The sequence below is a fragment of the Variovorax paradoxus genome, assembly GCF_040544635.1.
Taxonomy (GTDB): domain Bacteria; phylum Pseudomonadota; class Gammaproteobacteria; order Burkholderiales; family Burkholderiaceae_C; genus Variovorax; species Variovorax paradoxus_R.
On sequence record NZ_JBEPKJ010000006.1, the window covers coordinates 62,028 to 87,353 of the forward strand.

Sequence of the window (25,326 nt, forward strand, 5' to 3'; positions counted from 1 at the left end):
CGGCGGCCGCGGCGCAGTCCGCCACAAGACAGTGCCCGCTCGGGTTTTGGGCGCACGGCCAGCGCATTGCAAAGGAGGGCGGTAGCATTCCGCGCATGAAAAAAATCCAACTCGGCCAGAGCAGCCTGCAGGTCACCCCGATCTGCCTTGGCACCATGACATTCGGCGAACAGGTGGACGAGCCCACCTCGCACGCCATCTTGAGCCGCTCGCTCGAGCGCGGCGTCGATTTCATCGACACGGCCGAGATGTATGCGGTACCCACGCGCCAGGAGACCTACGGCGCCACCGAAACCATCATCGGCAACTGGTTTGCGGCCAACCCCGGGGCGCGCCAGAAGATCACGCTGGCCACCAAGGTGGCCGGCCCGGTGCGCGCCACGCCCTGGGTGCGCGAAGGCACGGGCATGACGGCGGCCGACATCGTGGCCTCGTGCAACGCCAGCCTGAAGCGGCTGAAGACCGACGTCATCGACCTGTACCAGATCCACTGGCCCGAGCGCCACGTGCCGGCCTTCGGCGCCCTTTACTACGACCCCACCAAGGAAACCTCGCAGACCCCGATTCACGAGCAGCTCGAAGCGCTGGGCGGGCTGGTCAAGGCCGGCAAGGTGCGGGAAATCGGCTTGTCGAACGAAACGCCATACGGCGTGCACGAGTTCGTACAGCTGGCCGAGCAGCACGGCCTGCCGCGCGTCGCCTCGGTGCAGAACGTCTACAGCGTGGTGAGCCGCGGGCTCGAGAACGGGCTCGACGAAACGATGCACCGGCTGGGCGTTTCGCTGCTGGCGTATTCGCCGCTGGCCTTCGGCCTGTTGACCGGCAAGTACGACCAGAGCGGCATCGAGGGGCCGGAGGCTCCGAAGGGCGCGCGCATTTCGAGCTACGAATCGGTGCGCAAGCAGCGCTGGGGCCGGCCCGATGCATTGAAGGCGGCACGCCGCTACAACCAGCTGGCACGCGACAACGGCCTCACGCCGGCGCAGCTGGCGCTGGCCTTCTGCTACACCAAGTGGCAGGTGGCGAGCACCATCATCGGCGTGACCACGGTGGCACAGCTCGACGAAGATCTTGACGTGTGGGGCACCACGCTTTCGCCCGAGATCCTTGCCGAGATCGACAAGATCCGCTGGGAAATCCGGGACCCGGCAACGTGAGCGCAGCGCCAGGGGTGCGCCGGTGAGCAAGAAGGCCCACGTTTCCGAAACGCCCGCCACCCAGCTGCTGCGCGAGAGCAAGGTCGCCTTCACGGAGCACCCGTACGAGTACCTGGAGCACGGCGGCGCGCAGCACAGCGCCGAGGTGCTGGGCCTGGACCCCTTCACCGTGGTGAAGACGCTGGTGATGCAGGACCAGGACGCCAAGCCGCTCATCGTGCTGATGCACGGCAACCGCACGGTGTCGACCAAGAACCTGGCGCGGCAGATCGGCGCCAAGTCGGTGGAGCCCTGCAAGCCCGAGGTCGCGCAGCGCCACAGCGGCTACATGGTGGGCGGCACCTCGCCCTTCGGCACGCGGCGCGAAATGCCGGTCTACATCGAATCGACCATCCTGGAGCTGCCGAAGATCGCCATCAACGGCGGGCGCCGCGGCTACCTGGTGGGCATCGACCCGCAGGTGTGCGTGGCGCTGCTGGGCGCCAAGCCGGTGCAGTGCGCGCTGGCAGAATAGCCGGCCCGAATAAGAACATCCATCCTTCGTGGAGCGCCGCCTTGAGCTTTCATTTGCCTTCCCTCCTTGCCATCGTGGCTTCGTACCTGATCGGCTCGCTGTCCTTCGCGGTCATCGTGAGCAAATCGCTCGGCATGGCCGATCCGCGCAGCTACGGCAGCGGCAACCCCGGCGCCACCAACGTGCTGCGCTCGGGCAACAAGGGCGCGGCGCTGGCCACCTTGCTGCTCGATGCGCTCAAGGGCTGGCTGCCGGTGTTCCTGATTCGCCATTTCGGCGCGCAGTGGGGTCTGGGCGAGGGCGTGGCTGCGCTGGCGGGCCTGGCGGCCTTCCTGGGGCATCTCTACCCCGTGTTCTTCGGTTTTCAGGGCGGCAAGGGCGTGGCCACTGCTGCCGGCGTGCTGGTGGGCATTGCGCCCTGGCTGGGGCTGGCCACCGGCGCCACCTGGCTGATCATTGCCGTGTTCTTCCGTTATTCGTCGCTGTCGTCGCTGGTGGCGGCCTTCTTTGCGCCGGCGTATTACCTGATCGGCGGAAACATTGCGTGGCCGCTCGACCGCACGGTGCTGATTGCGATCATCATCATGAGTCTGCTGCTTATCTGGCGGCACCGCGAAAACATCCGCCGGCTCGCGGCCGGCACGGAGTCGAAACTCGGCTCGAAGAAAAAGGCTTGAGAAAGAACACCATGGCAACCATTACCCGCTTTCACGTCGGCCCCCGTTTGTCCGAAACGGCGGTGCACAACGGCACCATCTACCTTGCGGGCCAGGTGCCCGATGACACCTCGCAAGACATTCGCGGCCAGACCACGCAGGTGCTGGCCATGGTCGACCGCCTGCTGGCCGAGGCCGGCAGCGACAAGTCGCGCATCCTCATGACGCAGATCTTCCTGGCCGACATCACCGACATCACGGCGATGAACGAAATCTGGGATGCGTGGATTCCCGCCGGCAACACGCCGCCGCGCGCGACGGTGCAGGCCAAGATGGCCAATGCGGCCTACAAGATCGAGATCGTGGTCACGGCCGCGCAGGCCTGACGCTCAACAAGCTCAATAGCGTTTTTCCAGGACCATCTGGTCCGCGTCCCGGCGCATCGAGAACCGATTGATGAAGCTGTTGCCCAGCAGCACAAAAGGCATGGGCTGGGGCGAGACGATCGCGTCGATGTCGTACACCTCGACATCGCCCACGCGTACCGACTGCAGCCGCAGCTTGTAGCCGCTGGACACGCCGTTGGCGGTGTTCATCTGGACGCGCTGCCCCTTGCTGTAGTCGAGCCCGATGCGCTGCGCGTCGGCGGCCGACAGGGCAATGGACGTGGCGCCGGTGTCGAGCATGAAGGTCACGGGGCGGCCGTTGATGGCGCCCTGCGTCATGAAATGGCCGCGGCTGTCGGCGGGCAGCACGATGCGGGTGCCGCCCCCGCCTGAACCGCCCCCGCCGCCGATGCTCACCGGCGTGTCCATGCGCAGGTTGACGCGCTTGCCTTCGAGCTCGACCACTGCCTGCTCGGCTTGCAGCGACACCAGTTTCACGCCCTGGAAGGTTTCGCCGACCGCAACGGTCTTCGGTGGCGCGCCGTTCACGATCAGGATCGCGCGGCTGCCGATGGTGCCGGTCAGCATGACCGAGCTCGCCGCATGCGCCCCGGCAGCGGCAGCCAGAAGCTGCACCGCGACGACGAGGGATTTCATGCGGGCTCAGTCGCGGAAGTTGTTGAACGAGAGGGGCATGTCGGGCACGTCCTTCTTGATCAACGCCATGGCGGCCTGCAGATCGTCGCGCTTGGCGCCGGTGATGCGCACCGCGTCGCCCTGGATGGCGGCCTGCACCTTGAGCTTGCTGTCCTTGATGATGCGGGTGATTTTCTTGGCCTGCTCGGATTCGATGCCGCTCTTGACCTTGATGACCTGCTTGACCTTGTCGCCGCCGATTTTCTGCACGTCGCCCTTGTCGAGGAAGCGCACGTCGACGCTGCGCTTGGTGAGCTTGGCGCGAAGAATGTCTTCGACCTGCACGAGCTGGAACTCGGCATCGCCGATCATGGTGATTTCCTTGTCCTTGAGCTCGACGGCGGCGGCCGTGCCCTTGAAATCGAAACGCGTCGCGATTTCCTTGGCGGTGTTTTCGACCGCGTTCTTCACTTCGGGCAGATTGGGTTCGCAGACGGTATCGAAAGACGGCATGGGCTCCTCCTGGATTCGCTGTAGCTGGATGCGACAATTCTCCCATGATCGTGGAGAACAACGTCCCGCTGCAGCCGTACAACAGCTTCGGCATCGTCGCGCGCGCGCAGAACCTGGCGCGCATCGCCAACGAGGCGGACGTGGCTGAGCTGCGGGCCGACCCCCGCTGGCGCGACGCGCCCCGCTTCGTGCTGGGCGGGGGCAGCAACATCGTGCTGACGGGCGATGTGAAGCCGCTGGTGCTGAAGGTCGAGATCAAGGGGCTGCGGCTGGTCGAGGAGACCCCGCGCGCCTGGATCGTGGAGGCCGGCGCGGGCGAAGTCTGGCACGAGGCCATCCAATGGATGCTGGCGAACGGCTACCCGGGGCTCGAAAACCTGGCGCTCATTCCGGGCACGGTGGGCGGCGCGCCGGTACAGAACATCGGCGCCTACGGGGTCGAGCTGCAAGACCGTTTCGATTCGCTCGATGCCATCGACCTGGACACCGGGCGCAGCTTTACCCTGGACGCCGCGCAGTGCGCCTTCGGCTACCGCGACTCGGTGTTCAAGCACGTGCGCAGCGGGCCGAACGATTTCGGGCTTTCGGGCCGGGCGCTGATCACCCGGGTGCGCTTTCGGCTGCCCAAGCCATGGAAAGCGGTGGTGGGCTATCTCGACCTCGAGCGCAAGATGGAAGAAACCGGCAACTTCACCCCGAGCGCCACCGACGTATTCGACTGGATCTGCGCCATTCGCCGCGCCAAGCTGCCCGATTGGCGGGTGCTCGGCAATGCCGGCAGCTTCTTCAAGAACCCCACGGTCACGCCCGAGCAGTGCGCCGACATCATCGCGCGCGACCCGAAAATCGTGCATTACCCCATGGCCGACGGCAGCATCAAGCTCGCGGCCGGCTGGCTCATCGACGCCTGCGGCTGGAAGGGCAAGTCCGTCGGCAACGCCGGCGTCTACGAGAGGCAGGCGCTGGTGCTGGTGAACCGCGGCGGCCTCGAAAACCCGGTAACGGGCGGCGAGGTGATGACGCTGGCCAAGGCCATCCAGACCAGCGTGTACGAGCGCTTCGGCATCCGGCTGGAGCCGGAACCGGTGGTCGTCTGATGGACCTGGACTTCCTGCACCTGAACTACCGGCGGCGCATTGCCGCGCTGATGTGGGCACGCCGGGCAGCGGTGGTGGCGGCGCTTGTCGCCGTGTTCTTCGCCTTCCGCAATGGCGGCTGGCTGGTGCTGGTGCCGTTGATTCTTGGCGCGTGGGCGCTTGCAGCTACGCTGGGCTTCATGGAAACAAGCCTGCGCCGGCAGTTCATTCGCGAAGCCCGCATGCCGCCGTTTCTCATCGGCAAGCTGCGCGCGGCGCACCCGGGGCTCAGCGTGCGCGACGCCGAGCTGGTGCTGCGCGGCCTGCGCCAGTTCTTCATGGCCCATCTGCGCAGCGGCCGCAAATTCGTGGCCATGCCTTCCAAGGTGGTCGACACCGCCTGGCACGAGTTCATTCTGCACACGCAGGGCTACCAGAACTGGTGCAAGGCGGCCTTCGGCGGCATGCTGCATCACAGCCCCGCCGAAGTGCTGGGCAAGGACCCGAAGCGCAACGACGGCCTGCGCCGCAGCTGGTACTGGGCCTGCAAGGAAGAAAGCATCGATCCGCGCAAGCCGGCGCGACTGCCGCTGCTGTTTGCGCTGGACGTGAAGTTCGGTATTCCGGGTGGCTTCGACTACGTGCCCGACTGCAAGGCCGTCGACCGGCACAACGGCTCCGACGCCCATTGCGGCACCAGCTTCGGCGATTCGTCTTCGGATGGCGGCGGCACGGGCGATGCCGGCGGCTTCGGCGGCAGCGAATCGAGCGGCAGCGGGGGAGGGGACTCCTCCGGTGGCGATGGGGGCGGCTGCGGCGGTGGATGCGGCGGGGGCGGTGGCGGCGACTGATCGACCGACAGGCGCGCGCACGGCGCACAAAAGAAAAACGGGCCCCGCGAGGGCCCGTTCGTCATTGGAATAAGCGCGTTGGCTTACTTGGTCTCGTCGTCGTTGGTGAGCCGCGGCACTGAGGTGCCCTGGCCTGGCGACAGCAGCCCGGTGCGGGTGTAGATCGCCAGCTTCTCGCGCGTGTCGACGATGTCGAGGTTGCGCATCGTGAGCTGGCCGATACGGTCGAGCGGCGTGAACGCGCCGGCCACCTTTTCCATGCTCAGGCGCTCTGGCTGGTACGTGAGGTTGGGCGAGACGGTGTTGAGAATCGAGTAGTCGTTGCCGCGGCGCAGCTCGATGGTCACTTCACCGGTAATGGCGCGTGCCACCCAGCGCTGTGCCGTTTCGCGCAGCATGATGGCCTGCGGGTCGAACCAGCGGCCCTGGTAGAGCAGGCGGCCGAGCTTGCGGCCGTGGTCGCGGTACTGCTCGATGGTGTCTTCGTTGTGAATGCCGGTCACCAGGCGCTCGTAAGCGATGAACAGCAGCGCGAGGCCGGGGGCTTCGTAGATGCCGCGGCTCTTGGCCTCGATGATGCGGTTTTCGATCTGGTCGCTCATGCCCAGGCCGTGCCGGCCGCCGATGCGGTTGGCTTCAAGAATCAGGTCGACCAGGTTCGCATGCTCCACGCCGTTCAGGGCAACGGGGCGGCCTTCTTCGAAGCGCACGCTGACTGTCTCGCGCTTGACCTCGACCTCGTCCTTCCAGAACGCCACGCCCATGATGGGCTGCACGATCTGCATGCCGCTGTCGAGGTTCTCCAGGTCCTTGGCCTCGTGCGTGGCGCCGAGCATGTTGGAGTCGGTGCTGTAGGCCTTCTCGGCCGACATCTTGTAGCCGAAGCCGGCTTTGGTCATGAACGCCGACATCTCGGCGCGGCCGCCGAGCTCGTCGATGAACAGCTGGTCGAGCCAGGGCTTGTAGATCTTCAGGTTGGGGTTGGTGAGCAGGCCGTAGCGGTAGAAGCGCTCGATGTCGTTGCCCTTGTAGGTGCTGCCGTCGCCCCAGATGTGGACGTCGTCTTCCTTCATGGCCGACACCAGCATGGTGCCGGTCACCGCGCGGCCGAGCGGCGTGGTGTTGAAGTAGGTGACGCCCGCGGTGGTGACGTGGAAGGCGCCGGCCTGCAGCGCGGCAATGCCTTCATTCGCAAGCTGCGCGCGGCAGTCGATCAGGCGGGCGTTCTCGGCGCCGTAGAGCATCGCCTTGCGGGGAATCTCGTCGTAGTCGGGCTCGTCGGGCTGGCCGAGGTTGGCGGTGTAGGCGTAGGGAATCGCGCCCTTGTTGCGCATCCAGTGCAGCGCCGCGCTGGTGTCCAGGCCGCCCGAAAAGGCAATGCCGACCTTCTGGCCGGCGGGAACGTTTTGGAGAATGGTCGACATGTGGGTGTCCGGTTGGCAGGTCAGGGTTCAGCCGAAGTGGCAGATGTAGCTGTAGGGCTCGCCCGCCACACGGATCTGGAAGCTCGAATTGCCCGGCACGTTGAATTTCTGGCCGGGGCCCGCGGCGACCCATTCGGTGGTGCCCTCGAGCTGGTATTCGCAACTGCCGGCCGTGCCTTCCATGATTTCAGGCGTACCGGTCTTGAAGGTCAGGGTGGACGGAAGAATCACGCCGACCGATTTTTTCGTGCCGTCGGCCAGCGTGAGGCTGTGGCTCACGCACTTGCCGTCGAAATACACATTGGCCTTGGTCGCCACTGCGGCGCTGTTGAGAGTGTCGGTAGTCGTCGTCATTGGATGGCGCCGGCGCATGCGCGGTCGGCTTGTCGGGGACGCGCCACCGCGGCGGCGCACCCCTCGGGGGTTGGAAAAGTCCCCGATTTTAGGGCTTGGCCAATACCCGCGGCCGCGGGCTCCCGGTCAGCCTGCCGCGCGCGGCTCAGCGCCAGTGGCGATGGCCCCATCCGCCGCGATAGCCGCCCCATCCCCTCGAGTACCCGAAATTCAGGGAGAGGCCGACCGGCGGGTAGACGTAGGGTTGCGGGTAGGCATAGGCCGGCTGCACATAGACGGGTGCCGCATACACCGGGGCCGGCCGAACGTAGACCGGTGCCGGCGCCGGGGCATTGGAAACCACCACGCCTTGTTCGGGCACCACGTTGTCCCATGGTGAGCCTGGCTGTGAAGGTTGGGCGTATTGCGGGGGTTGCTGGTACTGCTGCTGGCCGCTGTCGGCTTCGACCGGGTAGGGCTGCAACTGCGGCTGGGGCGCAACCGGTGCCGTGGTCACGCCATAGGCGTTGGCCTGGATCGGGATGGTGGCGCCTGGCCGGCTGTTCATGCGCGTGGTGTAGTGGCGCCCGCCGTACTCGTAGGTCACGTTGTAGCTGGGGCTGCTGCCGGTCGTCTCATAGACGGGGGTGGCGGAAATCACCCGCGCCCATGCCTCCTGGGCCTGGGCCACGCCCGCGGCGCCCACCGTCAGCAAACCGGCCGCCGAAAGACCCGCGAGGGTGCGAAAAACGTGTCTGTTCATGGTGTTCTCTCCTGCAGATGGGTGTTGGAGAAGGTCGGCGAGACAGGGTTCCGGGGTTTACGCGGCGTTCACAGCAGCCCAGGTTTCGGCATCGAACCCTGTCGTAACGCCGGTTTTGGCCCCCCAGTTGACCACCGGCCGCTTGATGAGGCTGGGGTTGGCCAGCAGCGCGGCGCGGGCCGAAGCCGCGTCGACCACCGCGTTGCGTTCGGCTTCGTCGAGCTTGCGCCAGGTGGTGCCGCGGCGGTTGACCAGCGCTTCCCAGCCCGGCTTTTTCAGCCACTGGTCGAGCTCGGCCTCGGGGACGCCTTGTTTCTTGAAATCGTGGAAGGTGTAGACGACGCCATGCTCGTCGAGCCAGGCGCGGGCGCGCTTGACGGTGTCGCAGTTGGGAATTCCGTAGAGGGTTGTCATGGACGCCAATGATGCCGATAAAACGTGTGGCGTCAGTCGCTTCCCGGGTCGGCGACAATGCCGGGCTCCATGGAAACCCTTAACGACTGGCTCGCACGCGCCGAGCAACTCCATCCGAAGAACATCGAGCTCGGCCTCGATCGCGCCAAGGAAATGGCGGCCCGGATGGGCCTGCGCTTCGACTGCCCGGTCATCACCGTGGCCGGCACCAATGGCAAGGGCTCGACCTGCGCCATGCTCGAATCGATCCTCACGCATGCGGGCTACCGCGCGGCGGTTTTCACGTCGCCGCACCTGGTGCGCTTCGAGGAACGGCTGCGCCTGGCGGGCGAAGCGGTCGATGCTTCTAAATTGATAGCAAACTTCGAGGCGGTGGAAGCAGCCCGGGGCGACATGCCCCTGACTTACTTCGAATTCACCACGCTCGGCATCCTGCGCTGCATGATCGAGGAGAAGCCGGATGTGGCCATTCTCGAAGTGGGGCTCGGCGGCCGGCTCGACGCGGTCAACATCATCGACACCGATTGCGCGGTCATCACCAGCATCGACCTCGACCACATGGACTACCTCGGGCCCGACCGCGAAAGCATCGGCTTCGAGAAGGCCGGCATCCTGCGCCCGGGCAAGCCCGCCATCGTGAGCGACCCGATGCCGCCGCAAAGCGTGATCGACCACGCGGCCGCCATCGGCGCCGACTTGTGGCGCTTCGGGCACGACTTCAACGTGTCGGGCGACAAGCAGCAGTGGGGCTGGTCGGGCCGCGGCAGGCGCTACAGCGGGCTGGCGTATCCGGCACTGCGCGGCGCCAACCAGTTGCTCAATGCCGCGGGTGTGCTCGCGGCGCTCGAAGCGCTGCGGCCGCAGTTGCCCATTACCGCGCAGGCGGTGCGCACCGGGCTCGCCATGGTCGAGCTGCCAGGCCGCTTCCAGATCGTTCCGGGCGAACCCGCGCTGGTGCTCGACGTGGCGCACAACGCGCATGCCGTCGCGGCGCTGGCCGAGAACCTCGATGCCATGGGTTTCTACCCCACCACGCACGGCGTGTTCGGTGTCATGGCCGACAAGGACCTGGCGCCGATCCTCGCGCGCATCGGGCCGATGATCGACCGCTGGTACTTCACCGATCTGCCGACGCCGCGCGCCGCCAAGGCGAGCGATCTGCTCGCGAGCTGGCAGGCGCAGAACACGCGTGTCGATGCCTCCGGCAGCGTGCATGCGGGGCCGATGGAAGCGCTGCGCGCAGCCATCGAGCACGCGGACCCCGCTGATAGAATCGTGGTCTTCGGATCGTTCTTCACCGTGGGTGGCGTGCTGGAGCACGGCACTCCGCGGCTGCAAGCCAAACACCTGCTGCCCGGCGGCTGATCGCCGAGCCGTCCGCACCATCTGGCACCACCTCGCTGCACTCCTTCAGGGATCGAACTTCATGGCGTTTTTCAAGTTCCGCACGCGCGGCCAGCAAGGCAACGAAGGACGCAGCGCACCGGCTGCCGTTCCCGCGGAAAGTGTCGAAACCATGCGCCGCCGCGCGCGGCACCGGTTGGTGGGCGCGGCTGTCCTGGTGCTGCTCGGCGTCATCGGCTTTCCGCTGTTGTTCGACACCCAGCCGCGGCCGGTGTCGGTCGACATCCCCATCGAGATTCCCGATCGCAACAAGGTCAAGCCATTGCCGGTGCCTGCAACGCCGGCACCCGCCGCACCCACGGGTGCAACCGACGGCGGCTCGCGCGTTGCCGCGGCGCCGTCGACGGGTGGCCGCATGATCACCGAGACTGCCGACGGCACCGAAATCGACCCCGGCAAACCAGCGGCCAACACGCCTCCGGCCGAAACAAAGCCCGCCGCCGAGCCCAAGCCGGAGCGCAAGCCTGAACCAAAGCCCGAGCCCAAGCCGGAACCCAAACCCGAGCCGAAGCCAAAGCCCGAACCCAAGCCGGAAGCCAAACCCGAACCCAAGCCCGCAGCTCCCAAGCCGGCCTCGGCCGACGACGGCAACCGCGCCCGCGCCTTGCTCGAAGGCAAGCCTTCCTCTACCAGCACCAAGCCCGCCGCAGCCGAAGACGGCGGCCGCTTCGTGGTGCAGGTCGGCGCCTTCGCGGACTCCGACAAGGCGCGCGAAGTGCGGCAAAAACTCGAGAAGGCGGGCCTGAAGACCTATGTGCACGTGGCCAAGACGGCCGACGGCGAGCGCACGCGTGTGCGTGTCGGCCCGTTCAGCTCACGCGCCGAGGCGGACAAGGCGGCGGAGAAGGTCAAGGGCTTGTCTTTGTCGGCCGCCATCCTCACGTTGTAGTAGCCATCGCTCGCTGCCGTGGCCCTGCTCGACTGGATCGCCGTCACGCTCATCATCGTGTCGATGCTGTTCGGCCTGTGGCGAGGCCTGGTGTTCGAAGTGATTTCGCTGGCGGGTTGGGTGGCTGCTTTCATCGCCGCCCAATGGCTGGCTTCGGATGTGGCGGCCTGGCTGCCGTTCGGCGACCCGCAGGCCACCTGGCGCTATCCGCTGGCCTTCGTGCTGGTGTTCGTGGCGGTGGCGTTCGGCGTGGGCCTGGTGGCCGCGCTGACGCGAAAGCTGATTGCGGCTGTCGGCCTCAGGCCGGTGGACCGGATATTGGGTGGGGCCTTCGGAGCGGCGCGGGGTGCGGTTGCCCTGCTCGTGCTGGCGGTCATTGTTCATTTGCTGGCGTTGAGCGACAGTGCCTGGTGGCACGAATCGCACAGCGCCATTGTTCTCGATGCGGCATTGCAGGGCCTGAAACCCGCGCTGCCTGAAAAGTTGGCAAGCTACCTGCCCTGAGAGGAATCGTTCATGTGTGGAATCGTCGGCGTTGTCAGTAACGCACCCGTCAATCAACTGCTCTATGACGCCTTGCTGCTGCTGCAGCATCGCGGCCAGGACGCGGCCGGCATCGTGACCCTGCTTGAACGCAAGTTCTTCATGCACAAGGCCAAGGGCATGGTGCGCGACGTGTTCCGCACGCGCAACATGCGCGGGCTGCCGGGCAACGTGGGCCTGGGCCAGGTGCGCTACCCGACGGCGGGCAATGCCTACAGCGAAGAAGAGGCGCAGCCCTTCTACGTGAATGCGCCCTTCGGCATCGTGCTGGTGCACAACGGCAACCTCACCAACGCGCATGCGCTGCGCGCGGAACTGTTCTCCACCGACCACCGCCACACCAACACCGAGAGCGATTCGGAAGTGCTGCTCAACGTGCTGGCGCACGAGCTCGAGCGCGCGTCGCGCGGCGTGCCGCTGAACCCGGCCGAGGTGTTTGCCGCAGTCAAGAACATGCACAAGCGGCTGCGCGGCTCGTATGCCGTGGTGTCGCTGATCGCCGGCCACGGCCTGCTGGCTTTCCGCGACCCCTACGGCATTCGCCCGCTCTGCATGGGCCGCAATGCCGACGGCACCGTCATGGTGGCGAGCGAGTCGGTGGCGCTCGAAGGTTCGGGCCACGTGTTCGAACGCAACATCGAGCCCGGCGAAGCGGTGTTCATCGACTTGCAAGGCAAAGTGCACTCGATGCAGTGCGCCGAAGCGCCCACGCTGAACCCCTGCATCTTCGAATTCGTTTACCTGGCGCGTCCGGACTCGGTGCTCGACGGCATTTCGGTGTACCAAGCGCGGCTCAATCTCGGCGAAACGCTGGCCAAGCGCGTGGTGTCCACCGTGCCGCCGAACCAGATCGACGTGATCATTCCCATTCCGGAATCGAGCCGCCCGAGTGCCACGCAGCTCGCGCACCTCTTGGGCGTGCCGTACCGCGAGGGCTTCGTGAAGAACCGCTACGTGGGCCGCACCTTCATCATGCCGGGGCAGGGCGTGCGCAAGAAGTCGGTGCGCCAGAAGCTCAACGTGATTGCCAGCGAGTTCAAGGGCCGCAATGTGTTGCTGGTCGACGACTCGATCGTGCGCGGCACCACCAGCCGCGAAATCGTGCAGATGGCCCGCGATGCCGGTGCGCGCAAGGTCTACCTGGCCAGCGCCGCGCCGCCGGTGCGCTATCCCAACGTCTACGGCATCGACATGCCCACCAAGGACGAGTTGGTGGCACACGACCGCACGGTCGAGGAGATCCGTGAGCTGATCGGCTGCGACGCGCTGATCTACCAGGACGTGGATGCCATGAAGCGCGCCATCGGCTCGCTCAACCCCAAGCTGAATGGTTTCGATGCCTCCTGCTTCGACGGCGTGTACGTGACCGGCGATATCGACACCGAAGCCATCTCGCGCATGAACGGCAACCGTCCGCGCATCGAAGAGACCGAAGAAGATTCTTCGCGCCTTGCGCTTCCCAATCACAGCGAGTGAGAGCTGAATTGACCGATGAACGAACCCTGCCGCCCGGACTGCATCGCGACACGCTCGCGCTGCGCACCGGCCTGGCGCCCAGCCAGCACGGCGAACACTCCGAAGCGCTGTTCCTGACCAGCGGCTTTGTGCAGCCCGATGCCGAAACGTCGGCGCGCCGCTTTGCCGGCACCGAAGCAGGCTTTACCTACTCGCGCACTTCCAACCCCACGGTCACCAGCTTCGAGCAGCGGCTTGCGGCCATGGAGGGCACGGAAGCCGCCATCGGCGCTTCCACCGGCATGGGCGCCATCCTCATGATGTGCATGGGCCTGCTCAAGGCGGGCGACCATGTGATCTGCTCGCGCTCGGTGTTCGGCTCCACGCTCAACCTGTTCGGCAAGGAGTTCGCCAAGTTCGGCGTCGAGACCACCTTCGTCTCGCAGACCGACGTGGCGGAATGGCGCGCGGCCATGAAGCCGAATACCAAACTGCTGTTCGCCGAAACGCCGACCAATCCGCTGACCGAGGTGTGCGACATCCGCGCGCTGGCCGACCTGGCGCACGGCGCCGGCGCGCTGCTCGCGGTCGACAACTGCTTTTGCACGCCCGCGCTGCAGCGCCCGACCGAACTGGGCGCCGATCTCGTCATTCATTCCGGCACCAAGTACCTCGACGGCCAGGGCCGCGTGATGGCCGGCGCGATCTGCGGTCCGTCGAAGCTCATCGTCGATGTGTTCGGGCCCGTGGTTCGCACGGCCGGCATGGCGCTGTCGCCGTTCAATGCGTGGGTGGTGCTCAAGGGCCTGGAAACACTCGGCATTCGCATGCAGGCGCAGTGCGCCAATGCGCTGGCCGTGGCGCAGTGGCTCGAAACGCAGCCCGGCATTGCGCGCGTCTACTATCCTGGCCTTGCCTCGCACCCCCAGCACGAACTGGCCATGCGCCAGCAGTCGGGGCAGGGCGGGGCGGTGGTGTCGTTCGACGTGGTCGGCGGCGATCCCGAAACGGCTCGTGCCAATGCTTTCCACGTGATCAACAGCACGCGCGTGGTGAGCATTGCCACCAACCTCGGCGACACCAAGACCATCATCACGCACCCCGGCACCACCTCGCACGGCCGCTTGACCGAAGTGCAGCGCCAGGCCGCCGGCATCAGCCAGGGGCTCATCCGCGTCGCGGTCGGCCTCGAGTACATCGACGACATCAAGGCCGACCTGCTCCGCGGCCTGAGCACCCTGAAATCCTGATCGACCTCATGACCGGCAAAGTTCGCACCCGCATCGCTCCGTCCCCCACGGGTTTTCTTCACCTGGGCACGGCGCGCACCGCGCTTTACTCGTGGGCCTACGCGCGCCACCATGGCGGCGAGTTCGTGCTGCGCATCGAGGACACCGACGTGGCCCGCTCCACGCAGGATTCGACCGACCAGATCCTGGCTTCCATGCATTGGCTCGGCCTCGACTACGACGAAGGCCCCATCTACCAGATGCAGCGCCTGGAGCGCTACCGCGAAGTCATCGCGCAAATGCTCGCGGCCGGCACGGCCTACCACTGCTACTGCACGCCGGCCGAGCTCGATGAAATGCGCGAGGCGCAACGCGCGCGCGGCGAAAAGACGCTGTACGACCGCCGCTGGCGCCCCGAGCCGGGCAAGGTGCTGCAGCCCGTGCCCGAAGGCGTGCCGCCGGTGGTGCGCTTTTGCAATCCGCCCGAAGGCGACGTGACCTGGAACGACCTGGTGAAGGGCGAGATCACCATCAACAACCGCGAGATCGACGACCTCATCATCCTGCGGCCCGACGGTGTGCCCACCTACAACTTCGCCGTGGTGGTCGACGACTGGGACATGGCCATCACGCACGTGTTCCGCGGCGACGAGCACATCAACAACACGCCGTGGCAGATCAACATCTTTCGCGCACTGGGTGCGCCGCTGCCGCAGTTCGGCCATGTGCCGGTGATCCTCGGCGACGACGGTCAGAAGCTCTCCAAGCGCCGCGGTGCCGTGAGCGTCACGGCCTATGAAGAGAACGGCTACCTGCCCGAAGCCATGCTCAACTACCTGGCGCGCCTCGGCTGGAGCCACGGTGACGACGAGCTCTTCACGCGCGAGCAGATGGTGAGCTGGTTCGACGGGTCGCACCTGTCGAAGAGCCCCGCGCAATGGGACGCCGCAAAGCTGGCGTGGGTCAATGCGCAGTACATCAAGGCCAAGGCCGATGCAGAGCTCGCACCGCTGGTGGCTGCGCAATTGAAGAAGCGCGGCATCGAGGCCGACGATCGCCTCGCTGCCATCTGCGCGCTCTTCAAGGACCGCTGCGAGACCACGGTTGCCCTGGCCGACTGGGCCGCCGCGTTCTACGCGGACGTAACGCCGAGCGAAGCCGATCGCACGCAGCACGTCACCGATGCGGTGAAGCCCGTTATCGCTACGCTCGCCGAGAAGCTCGCGAACGTGCCGTGGGAAAAAGTTTCGATCGCCGCGGCCATCAAGGAAGTTCTGGCCGCGCATTCTGTGAAAATGCCTGTGTTGGCCATGCCGGTTCGCGTCCTCGTGATGGGAACACCGCAGACGCCATCCCTCGATTCGGTGCTCGCAATTTTTTCTCGTGAAAAAGTTGTGGAGCGTCTGAAAAGGGCCTGATTTTTCGGTCTATAATTCGAGGCTCGACACCCACACGGGGGTATAGCTCAGCTGGGAGAGCGCTTGCATGGCATGCAAGAGGTCATCGGTTCGATCCCGTTTACCTCCACCATCAAAGTGTCGAGAAGATAAGTGCTGATCTCAGCACGGTTCCTAAGGTTTTGACCCTATCGTCTAGAGGCCTAGGACACCACCCTTTCACGGTGGCTACCGGGGTTCGAATCCCCGTAGGGTCGCCAGTTTCACGCAAGTGAAGCCGGCACAAGTCGTCAGCACTTGGCTCCGCAAGGAGTGAACGTTGTCTACCAGGAGTGGTAGTTCAGTTGGTTAGAATACCGGCCTGTCACGCCGGGGGTCGCGGGTTCGAGTCCCGTCCACTCCGCCAAACACAAGCCCCTGTCGCAGCTCTGCTGCTACAGGGGCTTTTTGTTGTCCGCCCCGCTTGGGGGATGGCTTGTACGCTGCGTGCCCATGCTTTTGCCCATGTTTGCATCTACACCCTGGGCATGGTGTGAGCAGGGGCGTCGCGCCGGCCCAGGGTGCCTGAGCGGATGTCATGGCACAGCTGCAGCTTGAACTGCGCAGAGTGCCCGCGATACGGATCTCTTGAGGACATGGACCTTCTCCTTCTATGAAGGCCCAGCCAGCGTATCAGTTCATCTTTCCCCGGTGGTCCAGTCGATGGGGTTCACTCCAATCTCGGGTCAGAGATCGGCGGAATTCAACAGCCAAGGGAACATTGAGTGCGACGTCCCGACGTTGACGGGTTGCGGAGACATCCAGATGGAAAAAACGCCCATGTCGGCATCGGATATCGAAACCAGGTTTCGTCACTCCCGCAAGACCGAAATCCATCCGGCTTGACCAAACGCGCCGGCCGATAATCTGAGCCTATGAGTTCACGCGCCGTGACCCACACGCATCCGCCAAACGCGGGCAAGCGGCGTCCTGCAGCCGATCTGATCCGATGGGTGCTGCTGTGGTTTGCCTTGTCTCTCGGCGCGGCCATTGCTTCTCCGATGGTGCATCCGCAGCCCTTGGAGTTGATCTGCTCGGCCACCGGCTCGGTCAAGGCCATCGTTCACACAGACGACGGCGTGCAAGAACTCGTGACGGACCAGATGGACTGCCCGCTGTGCATGCTGGCTGGTACCCCGCCCGCAACACCGGTCCTAGAACTGCCTGTACTCATGCCGCTCGCCCATGCGGTGGGGGCAGTTGCAGCCGCGCACATTGCCGCGGCCGCCGCGGCGCCCATGCCGGCGCGTGGGCCCCCTTCGCTCTCCTGACGCCTCTTCTCCAGTTCGTCCGCACTTGATGCTGCCTTAAGGCGCGCTTTGAGCTGCGTGTTTCCGCATCGAGTCGGCGCTCGCCTTCGGGCGCCAGAGAGCCCTTTTCCGCGAGCGACGGGGCTTCGCCATCGAGACGGCACGCCAAGCGGCGCAATCGGCCCGAGACCGCTGGACTTCCTGAAGGAGCAAGCGATGGGGCGCGGTCAGTGCGTACGCGCTCACCCGACGCTCCGTTGTAGGCTCCCAATTGACGACCGCTGCTGGCCCCAATGAGGACTGGCTCCTATGCTCAGCATACTTTTCATACTTCGACAGAAGTGCAGCTTTCCGCGGCTCTCATCATCGACTACGTGCCAGCTCGCTGCCGTCGGGATGGGATTACCGGCCAGCTCATCCCGCCATAGGTCATCCGCTTCAATCCGCGCAGCGGCTTCGACCGCTTTCGTGCGGCGCAACGCCCCGCCGAACCGACGTAATCGGCGCCTGGGCCCGAGGTGAGTCCCCCGCAGCCCGGTGACGCTCCGCGATGTTGGCAAAGTGACCGACGCGCGGGCCCGTTCCGCCACGCGCGGCGAGTGAGCCGCGGCCGGCCGGGCCGGCCTGCCCGTAGACTCCGCGCATGAACGTGCGTTTTCTTGAGGCCTTCGTCTGGGTTGCCAAGCTGGGCAGCTTCAAGGCTGCCGCCGAAAAGATGCACACGACCCAGGCCGGCATCTCCAGCCGCATCGCGACGCTCGAAGAGCAGTTCGGCGTTCGCCTGTTCGACCGCGAGCATCGCGGCGTGCTGCTCACCTACCATGGCACCGAGCTGCTGCCCTACGCCGAGCGCATGCTGGAGCTGCAGTCCCGCATGGTCGCCGCGATGGGGCAGTCCGACGCCTTCTCCGGCATGTTGCGCATCGGCGTGAACGAGACGGTGGCCCACACCTGGCTGCCCGACCTGTTCTCGCGCTTTGCTGAGAAATACCCCAACGCCACGCTGGAACTCGTCTCCGACATCACGCCGCGGCTGCGCGATGATCTGCTGCGGGGCACCATCGACTGCGCGATCCTGGCGGAGGAGATCACGCCCGGCTTCATCGACAACCGCCGCATCGCCAACCTCGCGATGCGCTGGGTGACCAGCCCCTCGCTGGCGCTCAAGTTTCCGTCGAGCAAGCTGCTGTCCTTCGCCGACATCGCGGAGCAGCCCATCATTTCCTTCAACCGGGAGTCGAGCGTCTACCGCAACATCGCACAGAACGCTGGCGGCTGCGCCAACCTGCGGGTGAGCTACTTCTCGTCGCTGGGCGCCATGGTCGCCCTGGCGCGCACCGGCTTCGGCACGGCGCTGCTGCCGCTGGCCGTGATCCAGCAGGACTTGCGCCAGGGCAAGCTGGTGGTGCTCGACGTCGATCCGGTGCCGACCCCGCTGCCGCTGGTGGCCAGCATGCGGCTGGAACCGGCGTCGCCACTGGCCGAAGCGCTGGTCGGCATGGCACAGGCTGCGTGCGAGCAGTTCATCGCGACCTGCCGCGACGACGTGCTCGCGCCCTGATCCGGCCCACATCGCGCCCGATGCTGGGGCGGCGTGGTGCGCCAGGGCTGTGCATCACGAAACGTTATGGGTTACCGAAAGAATTTCCCGTTTGACCCTGCGGAGGTGAGGGGCAACACTGCGCGCCATGCACAAGTCCATGACCGCCAAAAGACATCGGGAGTTCTTCGCGATCCGCCCTGACGACGCGTCCACCGAATGGTCGCCCGTGCCCTGCTCGGCCGGGCGCATCGATGAGATCATCCTGGCCGACAACCTCGACACGGCGGCTGGCACCGGCTCGCGCACGCGGCTGGCCCGCTGGTCGGCCGGCGCGCTGATCGACCGGCCGGTGGTCCACGATTTCCATGAAGAGGTCTTCATCGTCGAAGGCGAGCTGGTGGTCGGCTGCGACGCCGAAGGCGAGGGCGGCGAGGCCTTCGGCCCCTACACCTTTGCCTGCCGCCCGCCGGGCGCCGTGCACGGCCCTTTCGTCTCTCGCACCGGCTGCGTGATGTTCGAAATCCAGTACTACGAATGAGCGCCTCGAGCTCCTCGCTCGCTGCCATGGCGCCCACTGGCCGCGACGCGCGCCTGCTGATGCGCAGCGGGCGCTACGGCGGCCACACGGCCGGCATGGCGCCGGGCCATGTGCAGGGCAACCTCGCGATCCTGCCGAAGGCTCAGGCTGACGACTTCCTTCGGTTCTGCCAGCGCAACCCCAAGCCGTGCCCTTTGCTCGCCGTGTCGGAACCGGGCGACCGGGCCTTGCCGACGCTGGGCGCCGACATCGACATCCGCGGCGACCTGCCGCTCTACCGCATCTGGCGCGACGGCGTGCTGGTCGACGAAGTGCAGGACGTGGGCGCCTTCTGGCGCGACGACCTGGCGAGCTTCGTCATCGGCTGCTCCTTCTCATTCGAGGAGGCGTTGCTCGAGGCCGGCGTGCCGCTGCGGCACGTGGCCGAGGTCCGCAACGTCGCGATGTACCGCACCAACCTGCCGACCATCGCCAGTTTCTAGGCGCTGTTTTTCTTCTTTCTTCAGGAGTTCTCGATGAAGCCTTCTCTGTCTTCCCTCGCATCCGTCGCTGTCGCAGTCATGCTGCTCGCCGGTACCGCCGTCACCTCCATCGCCCAGGTGCCGGCCGGCCCAAAGATCGCCGTGCAGGCCATCACGCAGGTGGCACCCAACCTGCCGCAGTACACCAAGGTCGACCAGCCGCTGCTGCGCGACGGCATCGCCAAGGCCACCAACGGCCGCGTCGAAGTCACGCTGTCGTCCTGGCCCGAACGCAATGTGAATGGCCCTGAAGTGCTGCGCCTGGTGCGCTCCGGCCAGGTCGACCTCGCCGCCGCGCCGCTGACCACCGTGTCGGGCGACGTGCCCATGCTCGACGGCCTCGACCTGGCCGGCATGAACGCCGACATCGCCCAGGCCCGCAAGGTGGCCGACGCGATGGTGCCGGTCGCCAACAAGGAACTGGAGCGGCTGGGCATCAAGCTGGTTGCGACCTACCCGTTCTCGGGTCAGATGCTGTTCTGCCGCAAGCCGGTCATGAGCCTGGCTGACCTCAAGGGCCTGAAGGTGCGCACCAACGGCCCGTCGGCGTCGGACCTGATCAAGTCGCTCGGCGGCCAGCCCGTGTCACTGGCCTTCGGCGAGGTCTACACCGCGCTGGAACGCGGCACAGTCGACTGCGGCATCACCGGTGCCGGTTCTGGCAACGGCGTGAAGTGGCCGGAAGTGACGACGCACCTCTACACGCTGCCGCTGTCGTGGTCGACCTCGGGCTACTTCGTGAACCTGGCCTGGTGGAACAAGCTCGACCCAGCCGTTCGCGCCCAATTCGAGAAGACGCTGGGCGAAGTGCAGGAAGCACAGTGGAAGCTCGGCGTCGAAGCCACCAACGACGGCATCGCTTGCAACGTCGGCCGCGCTGCCGGCTGCAAGCTGCACACGCTAATGAAGAAGCCGATGGTCGAGGCCAAGCCCGAAGCCGGCGTGATCGCGTCGCTGCAGAAGCACCTGGCCGACGACGTGCTGCCCGGCTGGATCAAGCGCTGCGGCGACCGTTGCGCGACGACGTACACCGAAGTGATCGCCCCGATCACCGGCATCAAGTACGTGGCCAAGTGATGTTCCGTGCGCTCGAATGGGTGAGCGCCAAGGCGATGACAGTCGCCGGCTGGTGCTACCTGCTGATCACCCTGCTGATCTGCTTCGACATCGCGGCCCGGCGCCTGCTGGGCTTCTCGACCGAGGCGACCACCGAAGTCACCGGCTACCTGATGGCCATCGGCATGAGCTGGGGGCTAGCGGGCACGCTCTTCGAGCGTGGCCATGTGCGCATCGACGTGCTGGTGCAGAAGATGCCGCTGAAGGTGCGGGTGTGGCTGCACCTGGCGTCGCTCATCGCGCTGATGGTCGCTTCGGGCTTCTTCGCCTGGGGCGCCTTCTCGCTGACCAAGGACTCGTGGGACTTCGGTGCCACCGACCTCTCGGCGCTGCACACGCCGCTGGCCATTCCGCAGGGCCTGTGGGCTGGTGGCCTGGTCCTGATGCTGCTGGCCGTCGTCGCGCTCGCGGCCCGCGCCGTGCGCCAACTGGCGGCCGGCGACGCCGACGGCATGGACCGCATGCTGATGGCGCGCACCTACGTCGACGAAGCCGCCGAGACGCTGGAGGCCGTGGCCGAAGCACAGCAAGGCATGCAACAACCCGCCATTTCCACGGCGACAGGAGCCCCTCGATGATCGCCATCGTCTTCATCGTCGCGATCGGCCTGCTGATCGGCGGCGCCTCGCTGTTCGGCATGCACGACCATGCGGCCGCCATCGCCACCTCGGGCGTGCCCTGGTGGGCGCTGGCGTCGGTGCTTGTGGCCTTCATCGGCTTCTTCGCCGGCGGCATCTACGTGGGTGCCGCGCTTGCGGTGCTGTCGCTGCTGGCAGGCTATGCGCTGTCGGACCGTCCCTTCTGGAACTTCATCGGCGAGATGATCTGGAGCCCGTCGACCAACTTCGTGCTGGTTTCGGTGCCACTGTTCCTCCTGATGGGGGAGGTGATGCTGCGCGCCGGCCTCTCGGAGCGGCTTTACCGCGCGCTGAACATCTGGATGGGCCGCCTGCCCGGCGGCCTGCTGCACACCAACATCATCTCTTGCGGCGTGTTCTCGGCCGTGGCCGGCTCCAGCGTGGCGACCGCCGCCACCATGGGCTCGGTCGCGCTGCCCTACTTCGAGAAGAGCCACTACCCGCCCAAGCTGGTGCTGGGCTCGCTGGCTGCCGGCGGCGCGCTGGGCAATCTGATTCCGCCTGGCATCACCTTCATCATCTACGGCCTGATCACCGAGACCTCGGTGGGCGCGCTGTACCTGGCGGCGGTGGGTCCGAGCATCCTGGTGGTGGGGCTGTTCACGGCCGTCATCCTGTACTACAGCTACAAGCTCAAACTGCATGGGGACGAGGCCTCGAAGGCCATCACCTGGCAGCACCGCATCGCCAGCCTGTCGGACCTGGTGCCCACGGCGCTGCTGATTGGCCTGGTGCTGGGCACCATCTACGCCGGCTGGGCCACGCCCACCGAGTCGGCCGCGCTCGGCGTGGCAGGGAGCCTGGTGCTGGCGCTGGTCGACCGCAAGCTCAAGTGGAAGATGCTCGCCGAGTCGATGAAGGCGACCGCGCGGACCACGTCGATGATCGCGTTGATACTGTTCGGGGCGTACTTCCTGAACTACATCCTCTCGGCGCTGGGCATCCCCCAGATGCTGGCGAAGTTCCTCACCGGCCTGCCGTTCCCGGGCTGGGTGATCATGCTGGTGATCATCGGCTTCTACTTGGCGCTGGGCACCTTCATGGAAGGCATGTCGATGGTGATTACCACTATCCCGCTGCTGTTCCCAGTGGTCACGGCGCTGGGCTACGACCCGATCTGGTTCGGCGTGGTGATCACGATGCTCGTGGAGATCGCGATGATCAGCCCGCCCGACGGCACCGTGCTCTATGTGTTGCAGGGCATGCGACGCCAGCCGGGGCCCATCACCGATGTGTTCGCCGGCGTGATGCCCTTCATGGCCGTCTACATGTTCGCGATCATCGTGCTGATGGTGTTTCCTGCCATCGCGCTGTGGTTGCCGGCCTACCTCATGTGATTCCTTTTTTCGCGGAGCCTGCCTTCATGTCATTGACCCTTTCCTTCGCCTGCGAATCCGTGATGGGCGACGGCACCCGTGCCACGCAGTTGCTGTCGGTCGTGCCGCGCCAACTGGTCATCGCCGGCTGGACCGGCCGCGACGCCGCCGCCATCGAACACCACATCGAAGAGCTCGAAGCCATCGGTGTGCCGCGGCCATCGAGCGTGCCGCTGTACTACCGCGTCGGCGCGGGCCTGCTTACGCAGTCGCCCGCCATCGAGGCGCTCGGCGCCCAGAGCTCGGGCGAGGCCGAGCCGATGCTCTTCTTCGCCGGCGGCGAGTGGTGGCTGACGGTCGCGTCCGACCACACCGATCGCCATGTCGAGACCTACTCGGTCGCCGTCTCCAAGCAGATGTGCGCCAAGCCGCTGGCCACCGCCGCCTGGCGCTGGTCCGACGTGGCCGCCTACCAGGACGAACTCGAACTGCGCTCGCGCATCCTCGAGGACGGGCGGTGGGTCGACTACCAGACGGGCACCTTCGCCTCAATCCGGCCGCTGGGCGCACTGCGCGACGGCATCTACACCGCCGAAGGCGCCGAAGGGCGCTTCATGACCTGCGGAACCCTGGGCGCGATTCCCAATGCGCGCGGCGAGGGCATCCGACCCGCGGCCGAGATGGAGATCGAGATCCGCGACCCGCGGCGGCAGCGCCGCATCGTCCACCGCTACGCCGTGCAGGCACTGGAAGTGGTAGCGTGACGGGCATGAAGAACGCCACCATTCCCGTGCTGCGCGAGCGCATTGCGCGCGGCGAAACCTCTCATGAAGCATGGGTTGTGCAAGCCCTCGAAGGCGCATCGTCCGACGCGGCGAAGCATGTCTTCACGCAGCTCTACAGTGACGCCGCCTTGGCCGCTGCGCGCCATGCCGATGCATCGCAGCGTGCCGGTGTCGTGCCGCCCGCGCTGGCCGGTCTGCCCGTCACCATCAAGGACCTGTACGACGTGGCCGGTGAGACCACGATGGCCGGCTCCGTCGTGTGCGCCGGCGAGCCCGCCGCGACGGCGGACGCTGTGGCCGTCGCGCGCCTGCGAAAGGCCGGCGCGGCGATCGTCGGCAAGACCAACATGACCGAGTTCGCCTTCTCGGGCGTCGGCATCAACCCGCACCACGGCACGCCGCGCAACCCGGCCGACGCCGCGGTGGCGCGCATCCCCGGCGGCTCGTCGTCGGGCGCGGCGGTGTCCGTCGCGCTGGGCCTGGCGGTGGCAGGGCTGGGCTCCGACACGGGCGGCTCGATCCGCATCCCGGCCGCGCTGTGCGGCCTGGTCGGCTTCAAGAGCACGCAGTCGCGCGTGCCGCGCACCGGCGCGTTCGAGCTCGCGCGCTCGCTCGACACCGTGTGCGCGATGACGCGCAGCGTGGCCGACTGCTTGCTGGTCGATGCCGCCATTGCCGACACGCCGCTCGCGGTGCGACACCGGCCGCTGCAGGGCATGCGCCTGGCGGTGCCACGCACGCTGATGTTCGACGGCATCGAGCCGGCCGTGGCCCAGGCCGTCGACCGCGCGCTGGGCGTGCTGTCGGCCTCCGGCGCCATCGTGGTCGACATCCCGCTGGCCGAGCTGGCCGAAATCGCACGGATCAACGCCCCCGGCGGCTTCTCGCCGGTCGAGGCCTCGGCCGTGCACCGCGCACGCATCGGCGCGCAGCGCGCCCGCTTCGACCCGCGCGTCGCGGCACGCGTCGACCTCGGTATGTCGGTGAGCGCGGCCGACTACATCGTCATGCAGGATCGCCGCAGCGACTGGATCGGCCGCGTCGAAGGCGCGCTCGAAGGCTTCGACGCGCTACTGTGCCCCACGGTGCCGATCGTCGCGCCGGCCATCGATGCGCTGGCGACCGACGAGGCCTTCTTCAAGGCCAACGGCCTGCTGCTGCGCAACACCTTCGCGATCAACTTCCTCGACGGTTGCGCCTTCAGCCTGCCCTGCCAGCGCGATGGCGAGTGGCCGGTCGGGTTGATGCTGTCGTCGGTGCGCGGCGACGATGCGCGGCTGGCGGCGGTGGCGCTGGCAGTGGAGGCCGCGCTGCGCGCGTGACGTCGCTGATCGTCGTGAATGCTGGCTTGTCCGCATTTAGCAAGCCAGCGCCTGTTAGATCGCGACACCGGTGAGCCCCACCGTGGCCAGCAGGCGGTCTGGATCTTCTCTGTGGCGGGCGCTGGCCGAAAGTCCGTCCATGGGGGTGCAGACGTTCGACCTCGCATAAAGGAAGCTTCCGGTGTGAGCCGACGAAATCAGGCGTTCGAACTTCAAGATCGACTAGGCCTCAAGATGCCAACCTCAATCTGCTGTCGCTTGACGAGTCGCAGATTGTCGGCACGCCCAGTTGGCCGACGACGGGCCTGACTGTTGATCGCCACCGAAAATCGACCCGGCTAACGCACTAATTTCCGGCTAAGACGTGACCCACGTAAAACCCTACCTTGCTCATTTTTAAGGCAAGGGATCCTAGAGTGATAGACGTGGCGGCATTGAGCGCCATCAGATGCTGGGGCCTGCGCGAGCAGATGTCCATTCGCGAGATTGCAAGGCGCACAGGCCTGTCTCGCAACACCGTGAAGAAGTACCTGCAAGCCGGCGAAACGGTTGAGCGCCGGCTGGCCGCTCGCTTCTCGTGGTGAGAAGAGAAGAACCGCGCTGGTTCGTATCCGGAAT

27 protein-coding genes, 3 tRNA genes and 2 pseudogenes are annotated in these 25,326 nt (G+C 66.2%); 25 read left to right on the forward strand and 7 right to left on the reverse strand.

The window, feature by feature from the left end; translation table 11 throughout:
- Nucleotides 1–95: 95 nt before the first annotated feature.
- Genes ABIC94_RS11780 through ABIC94_RS11795 form a run of 4 tightly spaced genes read left to right on the forward strand, consistent with a single transcriptional unit; the run spans nucleotide 96 to nucleotide 2,713 of the window.
- A complete protein-coding gene (locus tag ABIC94_RS11780) occupies nucleotides 96–1,157 on the forward strand; it encodes an aldo/keto reductase (protein ID WP_354373203.1) in 1,062 nt (353 codons plus the stop codon).
- A gap of 22 nt (nucleotides 1,158–1,179) precedes the next feature.
- Complete coding sequence (locus ABIC94_RS11785) at nucleotides 1,180–1,671, forward strand: aminoacyl-tRNA deacylase (protein WP_354373204.1); 492 nt, start codon at nucleotides 1,180–1,182, stop codon at nucleotides 1,669–1,671.
- 41 nt (nucleotides 1,672–1,712) lie between these two features.
- Nucleotides 1,713–2,348: a glycerol-3-phosphate 1-O-acyltransferase PlsY gene (gene plsY, locus ABIC94_RS11790; protein ID WP_354373205.1), complete on the forward strand. Its 636-nt coding sequence runs from the start codon at nucleotides 1,713–1,715 to the stop codon at nucleotides 2,346–2,348.
- A gap of 11 nt (nucleotides 2,349–2,359) precedes the next feature.
- Complete coding sequence (locus ABIC94_RS11795) at nucleotides 2,360–2,713, forward strand: RidA family protein (RefSeq protein WP_258501656.1); 354 nt, start codon at nucleotides 2,360–2,362, stop codon at nucleotides 2,711–2,713.
- A gap of 12 nt (nucleotides 2,714–2,725) precedes the next feature.
- Here the strand turns inward: ABIC94_RS11795 and ABIC94_RS11800 are convergent, their stop codons facing one another.
- A complete protein-coding gene (locus tag ABIC94_RS11800) occupies nucleotides 2,726–3,370 on the reverse strand; it encodes a retropepsin-like aspartic protease family protein (protein WP_354373206.1) in 645 nt (214 codons plus the stop codon).
- 6 nt (nucleotides 3,371–3,376) lie between these two features.
- Entirely contained in the window at nucleotides 3,377–3,862 is a 486-nt protein-coding gene (locus ABIC94_RS11805; protein ID WP_015866547.1) for a YajQ family cyclic di-GMP-binding protein, read from the reverse strand.
- A 44-nt stretch (nucleotides 3,863–3,906) separates the two neighbouring features.
- Between ABIC94_RS11805 and murB the strand changes: the two genes are divergently transcribed.
- On the forward strand, nucleotides 3,907–4,959 hold the full coding sequence (gene murB / locus ABIC94_RS11810; RefSeq protein WP_354373207.1) for a UDP-N-acetylmuramate dehydrogenase: 1,053 nt from the start codon (nucleotides 3,907–3,909) through the stop codon (nucleotides 4,957–4,959).
- Nucleotides 4,959–5,789 carry a glycine-rich domain-containing protein gene (locus tag ABIC94_RS11815; RefSeq protein ID WP_354373208.1) on the forward strand — a complete coding sequence of 277 codons (831 nt, stop codon included), beginning with the start codon at nucleotides 4,959–4,961 and terminating at the stop codon, nucleotides 5,787–5,789. The genes murB and ABIC94_RS11815 overlap by 1 nt, the downstream gene beginning before the upstream one ends.
- 83 nt (nucleotides 5,790–5,872) lie before the next feature.
- Here the strand turns inward: ABIC94_RS11815 and argG are convergent, their stop codons facing one another.
- The 4 genes from argG to ABIC94_RS11835 all read right to left on the reverse strand — a co-directional run bounded on the left by argG (nucleotide 5,873) and on the right by ABIC94_RS11835 (nucleotide 8,723).
- Nucleotides 5,873–7,213, reverse strand: coding sequence for an argininosuccinate synthase (gene argG / locus ABIC94_RS11820; protein WP_354373209.1), 1,341 nt, complete (start codon nucleotides 7,211–7,213; stop codon nucleotides 5,873–5,875).
- A gap of 27 nt (nucleotides 7,214–7,240) precedes the next feature.
- Entirely contained in the window at nucleotides 7,241–7,567 is a 327-nt protein-coding gene (locus ABIC94_RS11825; protein WP_354373210.1) for a pyrimidine/purine nucleoside phosphorylase, read from the reverse strand.
- 145 nt (nucleotides 7,568–7,712) lie between these two features.
- On the reverse strand, nucleotides 7,713–8,309 hold the full coding sequence (locus tag ABIC94_RS11830; RefSeq protein WP_354373211.1) for a hypothetical protein: 597 nt from the start codon (nucleotides 8,307–8,309) through the stop codon (nucleotides 7,713–7,715).
- Nucleotides 8,310–8,366: 57 nt separating this feature from the next.
- Nucleotides 8,367–8,723 carry an ArsC family reductase gene (locus ABIC94_RS11835; RefSeq protein ID WP_354373212.1) on the reverse strand — a complete coding sequence of 119 codons (357 nt, stop codon included), beginning with the start codon at nucleotides 8,721–8,723 and terminating at the stop codon, nucleotides 8,367–8,369.
- 57 nt (nucleotides 8,724–8,780) lie between these two features.
- On the opposite strand from ABIC94_RS11835, the gene folC reads away from it, so the two are divergent.
- From folC to ABIC94_RS11880, 9 genes are all read left to right on the forward strand, one after another.
- Complete coding sequence (gene folC, locus ABIC94_RS11840) at nucleotides 8,781–10,088, forward strand: bifunctional tetrahydrofolate synthase/dihydrofolate synthase (protein ID WP_354373213.1); 1,308 nt, start codon at nucleotides 8,781–8,783, stop codon at nucleotides 10,086–10,088.
- 61 nt (nucleotides 10,089–10,149) lie between these two features.
- Entirely contained in the window at nucleotides 10,150–11,016 is an 867-nt protein-coding gene (locus tag ABIC94_RS11845) for an SPOR domain-containing protein (protein ID WP_354373214.1), read from the forward strand.
- Between the two features lie 18 nt (nucleotides 11,017–11,034).
- Entirely contained in the window at nucleotides 11,035–11,520 is a 486-nt protein-coding gene (locus ABIC94_RS11850; protein WP_126746284.1) for a CvpA family protein, read from the forward strand.
- A gap of 12 nt (nucleotides 11,521–11,532) precedes the next feature.
- Nucleotides 11,533–13,035: an amidophosphoribosyltransferase gene (purF, locus tag ABIC94_RS11855; protein WP_354373215.1), complete on the forward strand. Its 1,503-nt coding sequence runs from the start codon at nucleotides 11,533–11,535 to the stop codon at nucleotides 13,033–13,035.
- Between the two features lie 8 nt (nucleotides 13,036–13,043).
- The gene (locus ABIC94_RS11860; RefSeq protein WP_354373216.1) at nucleotides 13,044–14,264 is read left to right on the forward strand and encodes an O-succinylhomoserine sulfhydrylase; all 1,221 of its coding nucleotides are present in this window, start codon (nucleotides 13,044–13,046) and stop codon (nucleotides 14,262–14,264) included.
- Between the two features lie 8 nt (nucleotides 14,265–14,272).
- Entirely contained in the window at nucleotides 14,273–15,661 is a 1,389-nt protein-coding gene (gltX, locus tag ABIC94_RS11865; RefSeq protein WP_354373217.1) for a glutamate--tRNA ligase, read from the forward strand.
- A 36-nt stretch (nucleotides 15,662–15,697) separates the two neighbouring features.
- A tRNA-Ala gene (locus ABIC94_RS11870) sits at nucleotides 15,698–15,773 on the forward strand.
- Between the two features lie 51 nt (nucleotides 15,774–15,824).
- Nucleotides 15,825–15,900 (forward strand) — tRNA-Glu (locus tag ABIC94_RS11875).
- Nucleotides 15,901–15,969: 69 nt separating this feature from the next.
- A tRNA-Asp gene (locus ABIC94_RS11880) sits at nucleotides 15,970–16,046 on the forward strand.
- Between the two features lie 108 nt (nucleotides 16,047–16,154).
- Here the strand turns inward: ABIC94_RS11880 and ABIC94_RS11885 are convergent.
- Entirely contained in the window at nucleotides 16,155–16,277 is a 123-nt protein-coding gene (locus ABIC94_RS11885; protein WP_354373218.1) for a hypothetical protein, read from the reverse strand.
- A gap of 277 nt (nucleotides 16,278–16,554) precedes the next feature.
- On the opposite strand from ABIC94_RS11885, the gene ABIC94_RS11890 reads away from it, so the two are divergent.
- The 10 genes and pseudogenes from ABIC94_RS11890 to ABIC94_RS11935 all read left to right on the forward strand — a co-directional run.
- The gene (locus tag ABIC94_RS11890; protein ID WP_354373219.1) at nucleotides 16,555–16,950 is read left to right on the forward strand and encodes a DUF2946 family protein; all 396 of its coding nucleotides are present in this window, start codon (nucleotides 16,555–16,557) and stop codon (nucleotides 16,948–16,950) included.
- Between the two features lie 622 nt (nucleotides 16,951–17,572).
- Entirely contained in the window at nucleotides 17,573–18,490 is a 918-nt protein-coding gene (locus tag ABIC94_RS11895; RefSeq protein WP_354373220.1) for a LysR family transcriptional regulator, read from the forward strand.
- Nucleotides 18,491–18,629: 139 nt separating this feature from the next.
- Complete coding sequence (locus ABIC94_RS11900; protein WP_354373221.1) at nucleotides 18,630–19,010, forward strand: cupin; 381 nt, start codon at nucleotides 18,630–18,632, stop codon at nucleotides 19,008–19,010.
- Nucleotides 19,007–19,477 (forward strand): annotated as a pseudogene (locus ABIC94_RS11905) (D-glutamate cyclase family protein); the annotation flags it as partial. The gene ABIC94_RS11900 and the pseudogene ABIC94_RS11905, both read left to right, overlap by 4 nt.
- A gap of 48 nt (nucleotides 19,478–19,525) precedes the next feature.
- Nucleotides 19,526–20,608: a TRAP transporter substrate-binding protein gene (locus ABIC94_RS11910; RefSeq protein WP_436317997.1), complete on the forward strand. Its 1,083-nt coding sequence runs from the start codon at nucleotides 19,526–19,528 to the stop codon at nucleotides 20,606–20,608.
- Entirely contained in the window at nucleotides 20,608–21,225 is a 618-nt protein-coding gene (locus ABIC94_RS11915; RefSeq protein WP_354373222.1) for a TRAP transporter small permease subunit, read from the forward strand. The genes ABIC94_RS11910 and ABIC94_RS11915 overlap by 1 nt, the downstream gene beginning before the upstream one ends.
- Nucleotides 21,222–22,622: a TRAP transporter large permease gene (locus ABIC94_RS11920; RefSeq protein WP_354373223.1), complete on the forward strand. Its 1,401-nt coding sequence runs from the start codon at nucleotides 21,222–21,224 to the stop codon at nucleotides 22,620–22,622. The genes ABIC94_RS11915 and ABIC94_RS11920 overlap by 4 nt, the downstream gene beginning before the upstream one ends.
- Before the next feature lie 26 nt (nucleotides 22,623–22,648).
- A complete protein-coding gene (locus tag ABIC94_RS11925) occupies nucleotides 22,649–23,365 on the forward strand; it encodes a DUF2848 domain-containing protein (protein WP_436317998.1) in 717 nt (238 codons plus the stop codon).
- A 5-nt stretch (nucleotides 23,366–23,370) separates the two neighbouring features.
- Nucleotides 23,371–24,708 carry an amidase gene (locus tag ABIC94_RS11930; protein WP_354373224.1) on the forward strand — a complete coding sequence of 446 codons (1,338 nt, stop codon included), beginning with the start codon at nucleotides 23,371–23,373 and terminating at the stop codon, nucleotides 24,706–24,708.
- A 416-nt stretch (nucleotides 24,709–25,124) separates the two neighbouring features.
- A pseudogene (locus ABIC94_RS11935) lies at nucleotides 25,125–25,253 on the forward strand (sigma factor-like helix-turn-helix DNA-binding protein); the annotation flags it as partial.
- Between the last annotated feature and the right edge of the window lie 73 nt (nucleotides 25,254–25,326).